A 19156-nucleotide genomic window follows, 5' to 3' on the forward strand; every position below is an offset into this window, starting at 1 on the left:
CTAGCGCCCCAGATTTATAAGGCGAGGATCGCTTCGATCTCAACGTTAAGTTGGGGTGAAAACAGGGCGCTGACGGCCATCAATGAGCACGCTGGCAGAGCACCATCCAGATAATCGAACAGCACTTCGCGGATCGCCGCCAGATCGGCGATATCGGTCAGAAATACGCTGATTTTGACCAGCGACTTGAGGTTAGTTCCCTCGCTGGCGGCGATGGTAGCCAACTGTTCGAGTATGGCGCGCGCCTGGTGTGAGGCTTTATGCCCCTGAGCTTCGGTAGCGAATGCGGTTAATCCCGAGACGTATAACGTGTCTGCATGCCGGACTGCATGCACGTAAGGCCCGCCTGGCTTGGGCAATTGTGGATAATTGGTGCGTTTTATTAGCGACATGATAAACCCCACAAGATCTTTCAAAAAACAACCGCACTATACCCAGAGAGCTTGTAGGGTATACCGTGCTGACAAAAGTTTTGCAGTCTATTGCCAAGCAATACTATCATCCCAGCAAGTCGTTCACGCAATAAGGATGCACCAAGGGGATGAACCAGGCATTTATTCCTTATCTGCAACGTTGGCAACTTGAGCCAGATGGAACAGCGTTCGAAACGCACAGCAGCTTGCTGATGCCGGTACGTTATCAAGGCTTGCCAGCCATGCTGAAGATTGCTCGTGAACAGGAAGAAAAGTTCGGCGGCCTGCTGATGTGTTGGTGGCAAGGCGAAGGTGCTGCGCGAGTTCTGGCCTGGCACGATGACGGTATCTTGTTGGAGCGGGCGATGGGCGGCGGATCATTGGCGCAGATGGTGCGCGGCGGCGAGGATGCGCGGGCCACCGAAATTCTGTGCCAGGCGATCGCCCGGTTGCACGCGCCACGCGCTGAACCCTTTCCCGATCTGATCCCGCTGCACCAATGGTTTAACGCTTTGTGGCCCGCAGCACAGGCCCACGGAGGCATGTTGCGCCTGAGCGCCACGGCAGCGGCCGAACTGCTGACCAGCCCACGAGAACAAAGCGTGCTGCACGGCGATATTCATCATGACAACGTGCTGGATTTTGCCGAGCGCGGCTGGCTGGTGATCGATCCTAAACGCCTGTATGGCGAACGCGGGTTTGATTATGCCAACATCTTCTGCAATCCCAATTACGGTGTTGCCACCGATCCTGATATTTTTCACCGTCGCGTTGAGCAGGTTTGTGCATTGGCCGGGCTGGAACGCAGCCGCTTGTTGCAATGGATCCTGGCCTGGGCCGGGCTTTCCGCCGCCTGGTTTCTGGAAGATGGAGAAGAGGCTGATATCGACTTTCGCGTGGCTGAGCTGGCAGCGCGTGCGTTGGGCATCGCGCTGCCGCAAGGCGATCCGGGGCTTATCCTGCCATGATTGGGCGTCTTTGAATAAAGGTATGGCTTAAGCAAACGCCTGGCTGACAATCCGCGCCGCAGAGGCGATCACCTCATTGTTGGCTTTGGCATCCTGCTGTGGCTGAGTAAAGTACAGGGCGATCACCAGCGGAGCACGTTTCTCTCGCCAAACGATCCCAATATCGTTAGTGGTACCGTAGTCGCCACCCCCGGTTTTATCCGCCACGGTCGCACCGGCTGGCACGCCCGCACGGATGCGCTTATCTCCGGTGGTATTGCCTTTCATCCAGGCTACCAGTTGCTCGCGCTGTGCCTGCGGCAACGCACTGCCCAAGGTTAACTTCTGCAAGCTGGCCGCCATGGCAACTGGCGTGGTGGTATCGCGTTCATCACCTGGAATGGCGCTGTTGAGTTCGGTTTCCCAGCGATCCAGCCGGAAGGTGGTATCACCAATGCTGCGCGCATAGGCGGTAATGGCCGCAGGCCCGCCGAGCTGTTTCATCAGCAGATTGGCGGCGGTGTTATCGCTGTACTGGAGCGCGGCAGCGCACAGTTCGTTCACGGTCATACCGCTATCGAGATGTTTTTCAGTGATCGGCGAATAGGCCACCAGATCGCTTTTCTGGTAGCGGATACGCTGCTGCATAAAACCGCTATTGCTCAGGCTGTGCTGCAAAATGGCGCTGGCCGCCATCACTTTGAAGGTGCTACAGAACGGAAAGCGCTGTTCGCCGTTCAGTTGCAGCGTTTTGCCATCGGCGGTATTGATGGCAACCACCCCCAAGCGGCCGCCGGAGGCTTTTTCCAGCGCTGCGAGCTGTTGTAATGCGCTATCGGCGGCATACGCCAGCAAGGGATTGAGCGCGCTGATGGCAGGAATAGCAGCCGCAGCCAAAAGCAATTTGCGGCGTAGGGGAGAGAATGACATAGCGGATCGTCCAGGTTGGTTATTCGGCGCTCTATTATATGCGGATTCAGGGGGTTATGTGCCGTGGCAGCGAGAAAAAATAGTGAAGCTCCCATAAAAAACGCCAGGGTAATCAGCCCTAATGCTTGTCAGTTAAGGCTAACCAGTTCCCTCTCCCTCTCCCTCGGGGAGAGGGAGGCCACACCTTTAGCACCTGCTGCATAATTATGCAGCTTTGCGCTTAACTGACCGGCATTAGGGTAATCAGCCCCGGCGTTTTTCCTGCAATGGCGACCGGAATCAGTGAGCGGCAGCGGCCTGCGCTTTTGCTTCGGTATCTTCTGCGGTATCCAAGGTCATGCGGTACAGCTTTGGTGCCGTCAGCATCATCAATACGGCGATAACGGCGGTAGCGATACCGATCTGCATAAACACGTGGCTATAAATCGCCAGTGAGGCATGCGCATCGTTGATATCGCTAGGCACCGCGGTCAGCCCGGCGACCTTACCGGCAATCAGCGCTGCCGCTGCGGTGGTCAGGAACCAGGAGCCCATGATAAAGCCCATCAGGCGTTGCGGTACCAACTGCGCCACCATCGCCAGGCCTAAGCCGGAAATCATCAGTTCACCAATGCTTTGCAAGGCATAGCTCAGGATCAACCAATTAACCGAAACGATGCCCTGATCGTTAGCGAAGCTGGCACCCCATGGCAGCACCAGGAATGCACCGGAGCAGAGGATCATGCCGAAGGCAAACTTGTGCGGCATTGGCAGGCGATCGCCCATCTTGTTATACAGCGCCGCCAGGATCGGGCTGGCCAGCATGATCCAGAACGGATTTAACGCCTGATACTGTTCGGGTTCAAAGGCAATGCCCAGAATGTTGTGCTCAACGTTGTGGATGGCGAAGAAGTTCAGTGAGGTTGGCATCTGGCTGTACAGCACGAAGAAGACTACCGCTTCCAGCATCAGCAGGAAGGCTACGATCATCTTGCGGCGTGCCGCACCGTGCAGCGCAAAGGTTTCCTTGGCGAACACGATAACGATCCCCACAGAAATGATGGCCAGCGCCCAGCGCGCAATGGTCTGGTTGTGCAGCAACCAACTGGAGAGCGCGATCAGCGCAACGACACCGACTAACACCATCAGCAGTTTATGAACCTGCAACGGCTGAAAGTCCGGTTTTGAGCCGTGCTGCTTAACCCAGCCGTGGCACAGCATAAAGTTGACCAGCGTGATCAGCATACCGACGACGCTCAGTGAGAAAGCAACGCTCCAGCCATATTTTGCCGCCAGCCAAGGCGTGGCCAGCATGGAGAAGAACGAACCGATATTGACGGACATATAGTACATGGTGAATGCACCATCCAAACGCGGATCGTCTTTCTCATAGCAGGTAGACAGCAGGGAAGACGGGTTGGCCTTGAACAGACCGCTACCCACGGCGATGGTCGCCATACCCAGATAAACCCAGAACACATCGTGGCCGGAATACGCCACCATGGCATAACCGGCGGCCAGAACCATCGCCCCCAGAACGATCACCCGTTTTGACCCGAGAACCTTATCCCCCAGCCAGCCACCGATGGCCACGAAGCCATACACCAGGGCGCTGAAAGAAGAGAATAGGGTAATAGAGTCGGCTTCGCTCAGACCCAGCATTTTGACCAGATAAACGGCCATGATGCCTTGCAGGCCGTAGTAACCAAAACGTTCCCAGAGTTCGATCGAAAAGATCAGGTAGAACGCTTTAGGCTGTTTGAAAGCGTTAAGACTTATGCTTTCCGGTTGTTGGTTGTTTGCAGTAGACACTAGGACCTCTGGTTTTTCACTGCCCGTATGATTAAACGGGAAATAGCAAAAGTGATGCAGGGCTGCATCCTTTGCTTGTTATAGGAGTCAATGACGGCGGGTAATGTTCACTATCTTTGTCAACGAGGCAAGCTTTTTGACATATTCCGTTACAGATAACCTTCATGTCACTATGCTACTATGTTACAAATTTTATGCAGTATTAACGTTTGCATTGTTCCTATTTATCGAACTTTTGTTTTGATTTGTGGTTTGAGATTATTTTTAAAGTGATATCTTCTGCTATTAGTGATTTACGAAGTTCATATCAATAGATGAGTGAAATAACCTGAATGATCATTGTGCATAAATCATCTTTTGTAAAATTATAGAAAGTTGGAAAAATTGAGGGAAGTATGTAAATAGGATGTGATCGTGAGAACATGATGTTGCTGGCAATTTCCGGCTCATTTTTTCTTAAAAATAACGCAACAATGCATTTTTCAGCAAAAATTCGTGGCTAATAGGGGTCGGTATGATGCCGTTCAGTTAAGCAGAAAGTTGCATAACTGACCGGCCAGCTTCAGGCATGTTTGAGAGGGTTATTACAACTCTGTTTTGCCATCGTATTCGCACAGATCTTCAATCATGCACGAACCGCAGCGCGGTTTACGCGCAATGCAGGTATAGCGCCCATGCAGGATCAGCCAGTGGTGGCAGTCCACTTTGAAGGCGGCAGGAACCACTTTCAGCAGTTTTTCTTCCACCTGTTCGACGTTTTTCCCTGGCGCAAAATGCGTGCGATTGCAGACGCGGAAAATATGCGTATCCACGGCAATCGTCGGCCAGCCAAAGGCGGTGTTGAGCACCACATTGGCGGTTTTGCGGCCGACGCCGGGCAGGGCTTCCAGCGCTGCGCGATCTTCCGGCACTTCAGAATCGTGCTTTTCCAGCAGGATACGGCAGGTCTTAATCACGTTCTCAGCCTTGCTGTTAAACAGGCCGATGGTCTTGATGTACTCTTTTACACCATCGACACCCAGAGCCAACATAGCAGCAGGGGTATTGGCGACCGGGTAGAGCTTGGCGGTGGCCTTGTTGACGCTGACGTCGGTGGCCTGTGCAGAAAGCAGCACGGCAATCAACAGCTCAAAGGGCGTGCTGTAAACCAGTTCCGTGGTCGGATGCGGGTTGCTGTCGCGTAAACGGGTAAGAATTTCCAGGCGTTTTTCTTTATTCATGACGCTTTCTCTGCGTGTCCCTGTTCCATTTGGTTTTCAGCCAGCAAAAGTTTGGCTTTGCGCGCCTTCATTTTTTCGTCAATCACATATTTGGTGGCCAGCATCAGCCCCAGGCCGATAAACGCCCCCGGTGGCAGCATCGCCAGCAGGAACGGCGTGTCGAAATGCACCACTTCAATACGCAGCACCTTGGCCCAACTGCCCAGCAGCATATCGGCACCATCGAACAGGGTGCCATTGCCAATCAATTCGCGCAGCGAACCGAGCACGAACATGGCTCCGGTGGCTCCCAGGCCAATAGCCATGCCGTCGACTAAGGCCAAACCGACCGGTTTCCTCGCAGCGATGGCCTCAGCACGGCCGACCACGATGCAGTTGGTGACGATCAGCGGGATAAAAATCCCCAAAGACTGATAAAGACCGAACGCGTAGGCGTTGATCAGCATCTGCACGACGCTCACCGCTGCTGCGATGATCATCACATAAATCGGAATACGCACTTCGCTGGGCACCCAGCGGCGCAGGGCAGAGATGGTGCCGTTGGTAATGGTCAGCACCAGCGTAGTGGCTAGCCCCAACCCTAACGCGTTGGTGGCGGTTGAAGTCACCGCCAGCAGCGGGCACAGACCCAATAATTGCACCAGCGCAGAGTTGTTTTTCCACAACCCCTGAACGATTAACTCTTTGACTTCACTCATTCGCTGGCTCCGCAGGTGGGTAAGGTATCCAGTTTAGATGGCAGCGTTTCCATATACAACGCCGTACGGCGCACGGCATTGACCACCGCACGTGGGGTGATGGTGGCACCGGTGAACTGATCGAACATACCGCCGTCTTTCTTCACTGCCCAGCGTTGATCATCGGGGCCTGCAATTTTTTTACCGCTGAAGAAGGAGATCCAGTCGGAGATACGCAATTCAATTTTATCGCCAAGCCCCGGTGTTTCGTGATGTTCCACCACGCGGGTACCGAGCACGGTGCCGTGGAAATCCGCTCCCACCAATAATTTAATCGCGCCGGAATAGCCGTCCGGAGCCGTCGTTTCCAGCGCCGCAGCCACCGGCAGGCCATTTTTACGCGCCAGATACAAACGATGCGGCGCGCCACTGCCTAAGGCCGGATCGCTAACCAACAAGCATTCGCTTTGCATATCGTTATCGTAATGTTCTGGTGGCACCACCTGATCCAGCAACGCTTTCTGCTGGAGAGCAGCCTGGTGGGCAATGGTGGTCTTGGTCAAGGTGTAGACCATCGCGGTTAAACCGGTGGTCACCGCAGCAAACACCGCCAGGGTGATGCCATGCTTTCTCATTGAATTCAGCATGATGATTCCTCAGCGGTGGCCATACACGCGCGGCTGCGTGTAGTGATCGATTAACGGCACGGTGATATTGGCCAGCAGCACGGCGAAGGCCACACCGTCTGGGTAACCGCCATAAACGCGAATCAGCCAGACCAGCAAACCCACCAGCGCACCATAAATCAGCCGTCCTTTTGGCGTGGTGGACGCGCTGACCGGATCGGTGGCGATAAAGAACGCACCCAGCATGGTGGCCCCCGAGAACAGGTGGATCAACGGCGATGCCTGTTGCGCGGGCTCCAGCAGCCACGCCAAGCCCGAACACAGTGCGATCGCGGCCAGCATACTGAAGGGGATTTGCCAGTGGATCAGCCTGCGGCCCAGCATAAACAGGCCTCCGGTCAGAAAGCCCAAGTTAATCCATTGCCAGCCGATACCGCCAAGCGCACCGCCGAACAGCGGTTGCTGCAACACCTGCTCTACAGAATGGCCGCTGCGCAGACCGGTTTTAAACCCGTCGAGCGGCGTTGCCTGGCTGATACCGTCCACCCCCAACTGTAGCTGATGGATGGTTGCCCCTTGGGCGGTGTGGCCGGTGAAAATACTCAGCAGGGTGTCGTGCAGCGACAGCGCGGTGGCACGCAGTTCATCCGGCGGCAGCCAACTGGTCATTTGCACCGGGAAGGAGATCAGAAGTACCACGTAGCCGACCATGGCCGGATTGAACGGGTTTTGCCCCAGGCCGCCGTAGAGTTGCTTGGCAATGACGATCGCAAACAAGGTCCCGATCACGATCATCCACCAAGGGGCCAACGGTGGCAGGCTGATCCCCAGCAACAGCGCGGTGAGCAGGGCCGAGTTATCCGCCAGCCGGGCGCGCACCGGCTGTTTACGCAGCGCCAGAACCGCGGCTTCTGCCAGCAATGCTGTCACCATCGCCAATGCCGTTTGCACCAGATTGCCATAACCAAAGAACCACACCTGCGCGGCCATACCGGGAATACAGGCCAGCATCACCCAAAGCATGATCCGGCGGGTGCTTTGCTGGTTATGGGTAAACGGGGAACTGGCGATGTGTAAGCCTTTGGTGGCTGTTTGTTGTACCGGCCTGAACTTCATAGAGTCACTACCATTTCTTTGCCATGTTATCAGCACGTTCACAGCGCCCTTTGCTATGGGCACCGGAGGAAATTACAGCGCTGCATTCTACCTCATTCATACCTGGGGTAATACGTGCTAATCATAAGGATATTCAGGTTTAAGACTTTGCTGCCAGGAAGAGCGCTCGTCAATGGCACAGTGGTTTTTTTTTCGCCATAAACATGCGCTAGGTTAATCTGACATTGAGCGTTTTCGCGTATAAAACGTTCGATAACGATCGGTGCAGGTACGACTAACATGTTATTTTAGTGGCGATTATCCGCACAAAATAGCAACTTTTATATAATCCAGATCGGTTACTATCCCAGGTATTATTAAGTTGGCGAACAAATAATAATGACTAACGAAGACATTTTTTTTATTGAAGAACTGATTGAGTGGGTAGAAATTCATCTGGAAACGCGGCCCAATCTTGATGAGGTCGCGCGGATTTCCGGTTATTCCAAATGGCATCTGCAACGCAAATTCAAGCGTATTACCGGCATCCAGCTTGCTACCTACATTCGCTCACGCGTTCTCACTAGGGCCGCTGTTGCCTTGCGCATCACCAACCGTTCGATTATTGATATTTCAGATGAGCTGGGTTTTGACTCCCAGCAAACCTTTACCCGCATGTTCAAACAGCGATTCGGCACCACGCCAAACCGTTACCGCACCATGGATAAATGGGATGTGAAAAACCTGATGCCGCGCTTCAACTTTGATGCATGCTATGAAGCGGATTTTTACCCAGAACTGAAACGGCTGACGCTGCCGGATATGCATCTGGTGGGGTTCACACGTGAACTGGAGTTTGAAGTTTCGGAAGAGATGGAGTTTTCCTCCTGTGTAGCGATGAAGACCGAGATTTTTAAAGATTTTTTCCGAGGTTTGAATGTGGAATGCCACAAGGTTTTCAGCATCCATTCTTCGCGTGAATCTGGTGATGACGAGCGTTTATCCACGCACGTTATGGCGGTAGAGCCAGAGCATAAGAAAGATATTCTTTCCGGTCATCGTATTGATAATATTCATGTTCCAGGGCGGGAGTATATTTCCATTACCCATCAGGGAACGGCGAAAGAGTGCGGTCAGTTTGTGTCTTACCTGATCGCCAACGTGAGGCCGGGGTTGCTTAATGAGGTAAAAGGCAGCGTGGAGATGGAAATGCTCGAAGCCAAAGAGTGGCAACCGGATGCCAAACTGCGCCAGATTGATATCAATTACACCTATCTGATTTCCATCGATTAAACGGTGCCTTGCGTTCTGCAAGGCACCTTTCACGACTCTTTATCTGCGGTGGCGAGTTGCTGGGCGGCTTTCTTGGCTTTTACCCGAGCAATGGCGGCAGCCACTGCGGCCTTGCGCGGATCTTCCTCTGCGGCAGACTCAGCAGGTTCAATAGCTGCGGTAGATGATTCCTGCTGAGCGGCTTTCTTGGCTTTTACGCGAGCAATGGCGGCAGCCACTGCGGCCTTGCGCGGATCTTCTTCTGCGACTGATTCAGCATGTTCAATAGCGGCAGCGGGTGATTCCTGCTGGGCGGCTTTCTTGGCTTTTACGCGAGCGATGGCGGCAGCCACTGCGGCCTTGCGCGGATCTTCCTCTGCGGCAGACTCAGCAGGTTCAATAGCTGCGGTAGGTGGTTCCTGCTGGGCGGCTTTCTTGGCTTTTACGCGAGCGATGGCGGCAGCCACTGCGGCCTTGCGTGGATCTTCCTCTGCGGCAGACACAGCAGGTTCAATAGCTGCGGTAGGTGATTCCTGCTGAGCGGCTTTCTTGGCTTTTACACGGGCAAGTGCGGCAGCAACCGCAGCCTTACGTGGATCTATCTCTTCCGTTAACGCCGGAGTTGCCGGGGTTTCCGGTTGTGCTAACTGAGCTTTGCGTTCTCTGGCCTGCGCTTTACGCGCTTCACGAGCGGCAATGACGGCACTGTTGTCTGGCACCAGCCCGGTAATGATCATGCCCGCCGCTTCACTGTTTTTGCTACGCACGCGTGCCAATGCGGCACTTACGGCACCCTGATCGCTGTCAGTCAGTTTCACTGCGGATTTTTTATGGCGTTCTTCCCGCGCCAGCTTGTCACGCTCTAATCGGGCCAGTTTGGCTTCATAACGCGCCTTGGCTTCTGTGGCGCGTGCCGCTTCCTGATCCAGCGCTTTGATCTCGGCCTTTTCCTGGCGGTAATACTGCACCAGTGGAATATTGCTCGGGCAAACATAAGCACATGCGCCGCATTCAATGCAGTCGAACAGATTATGGTTGCGCGCTTTCTCGTGTTCGTCACCTTTGCTGAACCAGTAAAGCTGCTGCGGCAACAGCCCGGCTGGGCAGGCATCGACGCACAGCCCGCAACGGATGCAGGATTGCTCCTGTTCCTGCGGGGCCATTTCGTTGATCGCCGGTGCCAGCAGGCAGTTGCTGATTTTGACCACCGGTACGTTTAACGAAGGCAGGGTAAAGCCCATCAACGGACCACCCATAATCACCATCTGCTGTGGTTGTGGCTGGAAACCGCCAAACGCCAACAGATGTTGCACCGGCGTACCGAGGCGCGCCCAGACGTTACCGGGTTGGCTCATCGCATCGCCCGTCAGGGTCACCACACGTTCAATCAGTGGTTCACCATCGATAATCGCGCGTTTGATGGCGAACGCAGTGCCGACGTTTTGCATCAGCACGCCGATGGAGGATGAATGCTTACCGTGCGGCACTTCTTTGCCGGTCAGGATCTTGGTTAACTGTTTGGCCCCGCCGGAAGGGTATTTGGTCGGGATCACCCGTAATTGGATGTCGGGATGAGCGCGTAATGCGGTTTTTAGAGCGGCAATGGCCTGCGGTTTGTTGTCTTCAATGCCGATCAGCGTCAACTTGGGTTGCAGCAAATGGCGCAGGATCTGGGTGCCTTCAAGGATCTGATCGGCATGTTCCTGCATCAAACGATCGTCGGCGGTAATGTAGGGTTCACATTCGGCAGCATTCAGGATCAGCGTTTCCACCTGGTGGCTGCCGCCCTGTAACTTACTGGCGGTGGGGAAGCCCGCGCCGCCCAAGCCCGCAATCCCGGCCTGGTGGATACGCTGGATCAGCTCTTCAGCATCCAATTGGTGGTAATCCGCCACCGGTGCCAGTTCACACCAGCGGTCTTCGCCGTCCGGCTCGATGATCACGCACAGCTCTGCCAATCCTGAAGGGTGGGCAGTGACGTGGGGTTCAATGGCGCGGATGGTGCCCGACGTCGGTGCGTGCACCGGCAAGGTGCGGCCACGGCCAAAGGTCAGCGCTTGGCCTTTCAAAACCCGATCACCAGCCTTAACGCACAGCTCGCCTTCCGGCCCCAAATGCTGTTGCAGCGGGATGATAAATACGGCAGGCAGGGGAACCACGCGCAGCGGCACACCGCTGGATCGGGTTTTCATTTCTGGTGGATGAATTCCACCGTCGAAATCCCAAATCCGGTCTTTTTTGAAGGCGGTGAACAGATTAAACATGTGGCTCCACGTGAATCACTTGCACCGGAATGGTTTGCATATCCCACTTCCAACTGGCGGTAGTGGTGGCGACCGGTTTCATTTCAATACAATCGGTTGGGCAGGGCGCGACGCACAGATCGCAGCCGGTACAGAGATCGGTAATCACCGTATGCATGGCGCGCGTCGCGCCAACAATGGCGTCAACCGGGCAAGCTTGAATGCATTTGGTGCAGCCGATGCAGTTGGCTTCGTCGATAAACGCTACTTTGCGCACCGGTTCGGCCACCGCTGCGCCGCCATCCAGTGGTTGCGGTTCAACGTTGAGCAACTCGGCCAGCTTCAGCATTACCTGTTCGCCACCGGGGGCACATTTGTTGATCATCTCGCCGTTGGCGACGGCTTCGGCATACGGGCGGCAGCCGGGATAACCACATTGACCACACTGGCTCTGCGGCAGGATCTCATCCACCTGCTCGGCCACCGGATCTTCTTCCACTTCAAAACGGCGCGCGGCAAAGCCCAGCACCACGCCGAACAGCAGGCCTAATGCACTTAATGCGGCAATCGCTATCCACAACGCGGTCATTAGAATTTCACCAACCCGGTAAAGCCCATAAAGGCCAGCGACATCAACCCGGCGGTGATCAGCGCGATTGAAGAACCACGGAAGGGGGCCGGTACATCGGCGACTGCCAAACGTTCACGAATGGCGGCAAACAGCACCATCACCAGCGAGAAGCCTGCGGCGGCGCTGAAGCCATAAACCGCAGACTGCAGAAAGTTATAGCCCAGATTGACGTTAAGCAGCGCAACACCCAGCACGGCGCAGTTGGTGGTGATCAACGGCAGGAAGATCCCCAACAGGCGATACAGCGCCGGGCTGGTTTTGCGCACCACCATTTCTGTAAATTGCACCACAACGGCGATCACCAGAATGAAAGACAGCGTGCGCAGATACACCAGATCCAACGGGATCAGGATAAAGCTGTTGATGAGCCAGGCGCAGACAGAGGCCATGGTCATCACGAAAGTGGTGGCCATGCCCATGCCGATGGCGCTTTCCAGTTTTTTGGAAACGCCCATAAATGGGCATAGGCCCAGAAACTTCACCAGGACAAAGTTATTCACCAGCACGGTGCCGACAAACAGAAGCAGGTATTCGGTCATTGCGATGCCTAAAAAAATAAAAGCCGCCTATTATCGGGAATTGGCGGCCTAACGACAACCGATGAATCGCAGGGGTATCGCGCTTTTTTGTGTCTTTTGATGAAAATTCGCACTTACTGCTCGGTGAATGTGCCTTTTACGCGTTTGGAACGCTTGATATAGGGCACCAGCAACGCGGCCATCAGCAGCGGCCACATGAGGCTGCGCACCGCCATTTCATCCGATACCGGGGAGAAAGCGAAGGCTTTGATCGCCAACAGTACGGTGATCAGCAACCATAGCAGAAACAGTTTCGGGAAGCGCTGCGAGCGCTGGCAGAACAGCCACAGCAGATACAGGGTAAAGCACCACATCACCAGCGCGGTGAGCACCGAGAAATACCACTGCAGGGTAAACGCCTGGGCGTTGGTGATCAGATATTCGCGTGATTCCGGCATAAAGATTGCCATACCGTACAGCATCAACATCAGGCTGGCGCTAAGCAGAGTGACGATCAGATAGGCCATGGGGGCCAGCAGCCAACCGCCGATGCGGGAGTATTCAGCTTGAGTCATAACGGTATCCTGAGAGACATGATAAATAAGCCGCATAGCTTAACGGGTAATAGCTGGTGCGTCATCAATATCAATCAGATGGATAATGGGCGCAATAGCTTGCGCCCATTGGGGAAATTACCGCTCCGCCCCATTGCTACCGATCAGTTTCTGATACCAGAAGAAACTCTTCTTGCGTTGGCGCGCCAGACCCTTGTTGTGATCAACGTACACAAAGCCGTACTGCTTCTGGAAGCCATTGAGCCAGCTCAGTAAATCGATAAATGACCATGGATAATAGCCGCGCACGTCCGCGCCTTGGTTGATGGCATCTTCAATCGCCCCAATGTGTTGGCGCAGATAGTCGATACGATCGTCATCCACCACTTCACCATCGATAATCGGGTCTTTGGCACCCAGGCCATTCTCGGTGATATACATAGGAATATCGCCGTAACGCGCCTTGATGTTCATGATGCCTTCGGTCAGGCCCTGCGGGTAAATCTCCCAGTCCCAGTCGGTATAAACCCCGGTCGGGTTACGCACAAATTTGAACAGCCCTTTGAAACCGAACTCGTTACCTTGCTGATGGCCTTTGCCTTTCTCGCCGGAGGTATTCATGGTCAGGTGTGACTCATGCTCATTGGCGGCGATGGTTTCACGCTTATAGTAATTCAGGCCGATAAAGTCACAGATATTGTCACGCAGCAGTTGTTCATCGCCTGGGGCAAACTGTGGCACGCCCCACACCGCCTGCGCTTGCGCCAGCAGTTCCGCCGGGTATTCCCCTTTCAGCACCGGATCGTACAGCCAATGAGTGAAAATGCCTTCTGCCAACTGATAGGCGGCCAGATCGTCCGCCGATTGGCTGAGCGGGGTATGGGTTTGCAGCACGTTCACAAAGCCGATCTTGCCATCGATACCGCTGGTGCGGAATGCTGCCACCGCTTTGGCATGGGCGACAAACACATGGTGACAGGCTTGCAGCGCCCGCGCCGGGCTTTTCACACCCGGTGGGTGGCCGCCGGTGATGTAGCCAAAACCGATAAAGCACACGGTTTCATTGAAAGTCGACCAGAGTTTGACGCGATCGCCGTAGCGCTGGTAGCACAGGCGGGCGTATTCTTCGAAGGCTTCCGCAGTGCTGCGGGCTTCCCAGCCGCCTTCGTCCTGCAACGCCTGCGGCAGATCCCAGTGGTACAGGGTGATCATCGGTTCAATGTTGTGTTCCAGCAATACATCGATCAGATCGCTGTAGAACTTGACTCCGGCTTCGTTGATAGTGCCACGGCCTTGCGGCAGCAGGCGCGGCCATGAGATGGAGAAGCGGTAGCTCTGCATGCCCATCTCTGCCATCAACGCGACGTCTTCACGGAAGCGGTGATAGTGATCGACGGCGACATCGCCATTGGTGCCTTGATAAGTGGTGCCGGGCAGGTGGGAGAAGGTATCCCAGATGGAAGGGCCTTTACCGTCAACATCATGCGCACCTTCAACCTGATACGCTGCGGTAGCCGCGCCCCAGAGAAACTCTTTCGGGAAAGCAGACATAACTATTCTCTCTCTTGTAGAAGATAACAAACCAACATTGAGGATAGTTTATGTGGATCGGAAATGTGTTTGCAACCGGTTTCTGAAACCGGTTGCAGTTTTGTGGCAGAGTTAACGGCGATTCAGTTGGTAATAGACTTCATTCCAGCGGATCTCGTTCTTGAAGGCCGGTAGGGTGGTGGCATGATCAATCAGCAGGAACTCGATGTTATGCATCTCGGCATACAGGCGCAGATAATCGGCATTAAGCGCCTGCGAGAACACCGTATGGTGCGCACCACCGCCCAGGATCCAGGCTTCTGCTGCCGTAGCCAGCGTTGGCTGCGCCCGCCAGATGGCGCGGGCCACCGGCAGTTTCGGCATGGGGTGCGGTTGCTCAATCGCATCGACCTGATTCACCAGCAGGCGGAAACGATCGCCCATATCGATCAGGCTGGCATTCACCGCCGGGCCTGCCGGGGTGGAGAAAATCAGGCGTGCCGGATCGGCTTTGCCACCGATGCCCAGATGCTGAATATCCAGCAACGGTTTTTTCTCTTTGGCGATCGACGGGCAAACTTCCAGCATATGTGAGCCAACCACCAGATTGTTATCCGGTTGGAAGTTGTAGGTGTAATCCTCCATAAACGAGGTGCCGCCGTTCAACCCAGAACCCATCACCTTCAGAATGCGCAGCAGGGCAGCGGTTTTCCAGTCGCCCTCGGCGCCAAAGCCGTAGCCTTGCTGCATCAGGCGCTGCACCGCCAGCCCCGGTAACTGTTTCATGCCGTGCAAGTTTTCAAAATTGGTGGTAAACGCGTGGAACTTACCCTGTTCCAAAAAGCGTTTCATCCCCAGTTCGATACGGGCGGCGTCAAGCAGGTTTTCACGTTTCGCCTCATGGCTTTTTACCACCTCGGTCAGTTCATAGCTGGCTTCGTACTCTTCGATCAGCGTATCGACTTCGCCTTTGCTGACTTCGTTGATCACGCTGACCAAATCACCGATGCCATAGGCATTAACCGAATAACCGAACTGGATCTGTGCGCCCACTTTGTCGCCATCAGTCACCGCCACTTCGCGCATGTTGTCGCCAAAGCGCGCCACTTTCAGCTGCTGGCTCTCCTGCTTGGCGGTTGCCACGCGCATCCACTGGGCGATGCGCTGATGCGCGGCGGGATCCTGCCAATGACCGGCGATCACGCTGTGCTGCTGGCGCATGCGTGCGCCGATAAATCCGAACTCACGGCCACCGTGGGCGGTCTGGTTCAGGTTCATAAAGTCCATATCCATGCTGTTCCACGGAATTTCAGCGTTGAACTGGGTATGGAACTGCAATAGCGGCTTATGCAGGATCGACAGCCCGGCAATCCACATTTTGGCCGGTGAGAAGGTATGCAGCCAGGTGAGGATACCGATGCAATCCTGGTGATAGTTGGCATCACGACAGACGGCGGTGATTTCATCCGGAGTGGTAACCAAGGGTTTCAGCACCAGTTTTACCGGCAAGCCCGCTTCGCGATTCAGGCTGTTGACCACCTGCTCGGCGTTTTCTTTCACTTGTTGCAAGGTTTTCGGGCCATACAGATGCTGGCTGCCGATCACGAACCAGACTTCACGCTGCTTAAAGACGTCCATCAAAGACTCCTGATAATAGGGTTAGGTGTATTAATGCTGTGCGGCGTAGCGCGGCTCAGCGGCTTGGCACCACTGCTGATAACGCTCATACAGTTGCTGATAACGTGCCGCGCGCTGTGAGTCGGGCTGTAAGGTGCGTTCGATGCTGCAAGCCATTTTCTGTTGTGCCTGCGGGACATCGCTGAAGTGCTGGGCGGCAACGGCGGCGAAGATCGCAGCCCCCAACGCGCAGCACTGATCGGAAGCGACGATCTGCAACGGGCGATTCATCACGTCGGCACAAACCTGCATAATCACCGGCGATTTACGCGCAATGCCACCCAATGCCAGCACGTTATCGACGGGAATATCCTGCTGTTCAAAACATTCCATGATGGCGCGGGCACCAAACGCCGTGGCGGCGATAAAGCCGCCAAACAGGGTTGGGGCATCGGTGCCGAGATTCAGATCGGTGATCACCCCTTTGAGGCGCTGGTTGGCATACGGCGTGCGGCGGCCGTTAAACCAGTCCAGCACCACTGGCAAGTGGTCGAGAGACGGGTTTTTCGCCCAGGCGGCGGTCAAAGCCGCCAACATACCGTTTTCAATCTGTTGCAGTTGGGCCTGCAACTGCGGCTGATCCTTGGCGGCTTCGCGCAGCGGCCAACTGAGCAGTTGGCTGAACCAGGCATACATATCGCCAAAGGCGGACTGCCCAGCTTCCATGCCGATGGTCTGCGGCACCACGCTGCCATCTACCTGGCCGCAGATACCACCGATGGCGCGATCGCCCACCCGCTGGCGATCGGCAATCAGGATGTCGCAGGTGGAGGTGCCAATCACTTTCACCAGCGTATAAGGCTGGGCACCGGCACCGACCGCGCCCATATGGCAGTCAAAAGCCCCGCCGGAAAGCACCACGTTTTCAGATAGCCCCAAGCGCTGCGCCCAGTCTTTGGTGAGCGTACCCACGGGCAGATCGGCGGTATAAGAGTCGGTAAACAGCGGATAGGGCAGATCGTTCACCAGCAGCGGATCCAGCGCCGCAAAGAACGCTTTTGGCGGCAAGCCACCCCAATCCGGGTGCCACAGGGTTTTATGCCCTACGCTGCAGCGGCCGCGCTTCAGTTGCTGCGGTGCGGTGGTGCCAGAAAGCAGTGCTGGCACCCAATCACACAGCTCAACCCAAGAGACTGCGGCTTGACGAACGGCGGCGTCCTGACGTGAAACATGCAGGATCTTGGCCCAGAACCACTCAGAGGAATAAACGCCGCCGATATAACGTGAATAGTCAGGGAAGTCGCCGCTGCGGCACAGTTGGTTAATGGCATCGGCTTCTTCAATCGCGGTGTGATCTTTCCATAACACGAACATGGCGTTGGGGTTGTTGGCGAATTCCGGGCGCAGCGCCAGCACATCGCCGTTTTCATCGATCGGTGCGGGGGTGGAACCGGTGGAGTCGACGCCAATGCCGATCACCGCTTGCCGCTGTGCCGGGCTCATGCGCTGCACCACGGCAACAATCGCTTGTTCCATGGCTTCGATATAGTCAAGCGGATGGTGGCGGAACTGGTTTTCCGCAGCGCAGCAGAATTCACCACGTTGCCAGCGAGGGTAGTAGACCACCTCGGTATCCAGTTCATTGCCGTTATGACACTCGACAGCCAGTACCCGTACTGAATCGCTGCCGAAGTCCAGCCCTAGGGCGATCGCGCCTGCCGTCATGATGCTGACTCCTTAGTTGTTAGACAGTGGTTAACGATAGGAGCGCTGGCGGCAGGCAGGTGAGGAGCGGTTAGCTGGAAGTATGCACTTTTCTGCTTCCTACAGTGATTTTGTGATGGGAGTCAAAAGTTATCGACTGGCCAAATTTGCTGAATATATGGAGGTGTCTGCTGTTATTCCTGGATGTGATAGCGCTCTACATTTGAGTAACAAATACCCGTTAAAACTGATCTCGTCTTACTGTTGAGATCGGAAGATGGCGCGCAATAAGCGCTACGCCGTGATACACACCCTAATGATAACGTTTTCACAGCAAGCCAGTTTCAATGTTGTAGAAAACAACACAGCGGAGAGCATCATGCATAAATTCACTAAGGCACTGGCGGTAATCGGTTTGACGGCGGTTATGTCACATTCGGCTATCGCTGAGACCATGAAGCTGGGCTTTTTAGTTAAACAGCCAGAGGAACCCTGGTTCCAGACCGAATGGAAATTTGCCGATAAGGCCGGTAAAGATCTCGGATTTGAAGTGATCAAAATCGCCGTGCCGGACGGTGAGAAAACCCTGAACGCCATCGACAGCCTGGCGGCCAGCGGCGCGAAAGGCTTTGTGATCTGCACGCCAGACCCGAAACTCGGCTCGGCGATTGTGGCCAAGGCGCGCAGTTACGATCTGAAAGTAATTGCCGTTGACGATCAGTTCGTCACCGCCAAAGGCGCACCGATGGACAGCGTGCCGCTGGTGATGATGGCGGCGACCAAAATCGGCGAGCGTCAGGGCCAGGAGCTGTGGGGCGAGATGAACAAACGCGGCTGGAAAGTGGCCGAAACCGGCGTAATGGCGATCACCGCCGATGAACTGGATACCGCCCGCCGCCGCACCGGTGGCTCCATGGCGGCACTGAAAACCGCGGGCTTCCCAGAACAGCAGATCTATAAAGTGCCCACCAAATCCAACGATATCCCTGGGGCATTCGATGCTGCCAACTCAATGCTGGTGCAGCATCCTGAAGTGAAAAACTGGCTGATCGTCGGCATGAACGACAACACCGTGCTGGGCGGCGTGCGCGCCACCGAAGGCCAGGGCTTTAAAGCACCGAACGTGATTGGCATCGGCATCAACGGTGTTGATGCGGTGAGCGAACTTTCGAAAGCACAGGCGACCGGTTTCTACGGCTCCCTGTTACCAAGCCCGGATATCCACGGTTACAAGAGCATCCAGATGCTGCATGACTGGGTAGAAAAAGGTGTGGAACCACAGAAATTCACCGAAGTGACCGACGTAGTGCTGATTACCCGCGACAACTTTAAAGCCGAACTACAGAAAAAAGGCCTGATGTAATTGTTGTGCCGCCTGCAACGTGCAG

17 protein-coding genes are annotated in these 19156 nt (G+C 55.1%); 3 read left to right on the plus strand and 14 right to left on the minus strand.

The annotated features are described in order from the left end of the window. Positions 1 to 14: 14 nt before the first annotated feature. Positions 15 to 392, minus strand: coding sequence for a RidA family protein (locus ACX9GT_RS12575; RefSeq protein WP_473191363.1), 378 nt, complete (start codon positions 390 to 392; stop codon positions 15 to 17). A gap of 149 nt (positions 393 to 541) precedes the next feature. On the opposite strand from ACX9GT_RS12575, the gene ACX9GT_RS12580 reads away from it, so the two are divergent. Continuing rightward, positions 542 to 1381, plus strand: a complete 840-nt coding sequence (locus ACX9GT_RS12580) for an aminoglycoside phosphotransferase family protein (RefSeq protein ID WP_473191364.1) — start codon at positions 542 to 544, stop codon at positions 1379 to 1381. A gap of 27 nt (positions 1382 to 1408) precedes the next feature. On the opposite strand, the gene bla is transcribed toward ACX9GT_RS12580, so the two are convergent. From bla to rsxD, 6 genes are all read right to left on the minus strand, one after another. Beyond that, positions 1409 to 2290, minus strand: coding sequence for a class A beta-lactamase (gene bla, locus ACX9GT_RS12585; RefSeq protein WP_473191365.1), 882 nt, complete (start codon positions 2288 to 2290; stop codon positions 1409 to 1411). 279 nt (positions 2291 to 2569) lie between these two features. After that, the gene (gene dtpA, locus ACX9GT_RS12590) at positions 2570 to 4081 is read right to left on the minus strand and encodes a dipeptide/tripeptide permease DtpA (RefSeq protein ID WP_473191366.1); all 1512 of its coding nucleotides are present in this window, start codon (positions 4079 to 4081) and stop codon (positions 2570 to 2572) included. Positions 4082 to 4665: 584 nt separating this feature from the next. Continuing rightward, positions 4666 to 5301 (minus strand): endonuclease III, encoded by a 636-nt coding sequence (nth, locus tag ACX9GT_RS12595; RefSeq protein ID WP_473191367.1) that lies wholly within the window; start codon positions 5299 to 5301, stop codon positions 4666 to 4668. Further along, positions 5298 to 5999: an electron transport complex subunit E gene (locus ACX9GT_RS12600; protein ID WP_473191368.1), complete on the minus strand. Its 702-nt coding sequence runs from the start codon at positions 5997 to 5999 to the stop codon at positions 5298 to 5300. Before ACX9GT_RS12600 ends, nth begins: the two co-directional genes overlap by 4 nt. Further along, entirely contained in the window at positions 5996 to 6625 is a 630-nt protein-coding gene (gene rsxG, locus ACX9GT_RS12605) for an electron transport complex subunit RsxG (protein WP_473191369.1), read from the minus strand. Before rsxG ends, ACX9GT_RS12600 begins: the two co-directional genes overlap by 4 nt. 9 nt (positions 6626 to 6634) lie before the next feature. Then, on the minus strand, positions 6635 to 7720 hold the full coding sequence (rsxD, locus tag ACX9GT_RS12610; protein ID WP_473191370.1) for an electron transport complex subunit RsxD: 1086 nt from the start codon (positions 7718 to 7720) through the stop codon (positions 6635 to 6637). Positions 7721 to 8098: 378 nt separating this feature from the next. On the opposite strand from rsxD, the gene ACX9GT_RS12615 reads away from it, so the two are divergent. Next, the gene (locus ACX9GT_RS12615) at positions 8099 to 8992 is read left to right on the plus strand and encodes a helix-turn-helix domain-containing protein (protein WP_473191371.1); all 894 of its coding nucleotides are present in this window, start codon (positions 8099 to 8101) and stop codon (positions 8990 to 8992) included. A gap of 29 nt (positions 8993 to 9021) precedes the next feature. Here the strand turns inward: ACX9GT_RS12615 and rsxC are convergent, their stop codons facing one another. The 7 genes from rsxC to ACX9GT_RS12650 form a co-directional block, all read right to left on the minus strand. Then, positions 9022 to 11235 carry an electron transport complex subunit RsxC gene (gene rsxC / locus ACX9GT_RS12620; protein WP_473191372.1) on the minus strand — a complete coding sequence of 738 codons (2214 nt, stop codon included), beginning with the start codon at positions 11233 to 11235 and terminating at the stop codon, positions 9022 to 9024. Continuing rightward, the gene (gene rsxB, locus ACX9GT_RS12625) at positions 11228 to 11803 is read right to left on the minus strand and encodes an electron transport complex subunit RsxB (protein ID WP_473191373.1); all 576 of its coding nucleotides are present in this window, start codon (positions 11801 to 11803) and stop codon (positions 11228 to 11230) included. Before rsxB ends, rsxC begins: the two co-directional genes overlap by 8 nt. After that, on the minus strand, positions 11803 to 12384 hold the full coding sequence (gene rsxA, locus ACX9GT_RS12630) for an electron transport complex subunit RsxA (protein WP_037399631.1): 582 nt from the start codon (positions 12382 to 12384) through the stop codon (positions 11803 to 11805). The genes rsxB and rsxA overlap by 1 nt, the downstream gene beginning before the upstream one ends. Positions 12385 to 12497: 113 nt before the next feature. Next, on the minus strand, positions 12498 to 12938 hold the full coding sequence (locus ACX9GT_RS12635) for a DUF2569 domain-containing protein (RefSeq protein ID WP_473191374.1): 441 nt from the start codon (positions 12936 to 12938) through the stop codon (positions 12498 to 12500). 117 nt (positions 12939 to 13055) lie between these two features. Next, positions 13056 to 14468: a glycoside hydrolase family 1 protein gene (locus ACX9GT_RS12640; protein WP_473191375.1), complete on the minus strand. Its 1413-nt coding sequence runs from the start codon at positions 14466 to 14468 to the stop codon at positions 13056 to 13058. 111 nt (positions 14469 to 14579) lie between these two features. Beyond that, complete coding sequence (araA, locus tag ACX9GT_RS12645) at positions 14580 to 16085, minus strand: L-arabinose isomerase (RefSeq protein ID WP_473191376.1); 1506 nt, start codon at positions 16083 to 16085, stop codon at positions 14580 to 14582. A 30-nt stretch (positions 16086 to 16115) separates the two neighbouring features. Then, a complete protein-coding gene (locus tag ACX9GT_RS12650) occupies positions 16116 to 17789 on the minus strand; it encodes a ribulokinase (protein ID WP_473191377.1) in 1674 nt (557 codons plus the stop codon). 358 nt (positions 17790 to 18147) lie between these two features. On the opposite strand from ACX9GT_RS12650, the gene ACX9GT_RS12655 reads away from it, so the two are divergent. Beyond that, complete coding sequence (locus ACX9GT_RS12655) at positions 18148 to 19131, plus strand: arabinose ABC transporter substrate-binding protein (RefSeq protein ID WP_473191378.1); 984 nt, start codon at positions 18148 to 18150, stop codon at positions 19129 to 19131. The last annotated feature ends 25 nt before the right edge of the window (positions 19132 to 19156 follow it).

Source organism: Serratia sp. YWN4 (assembly GCF_055790845.1).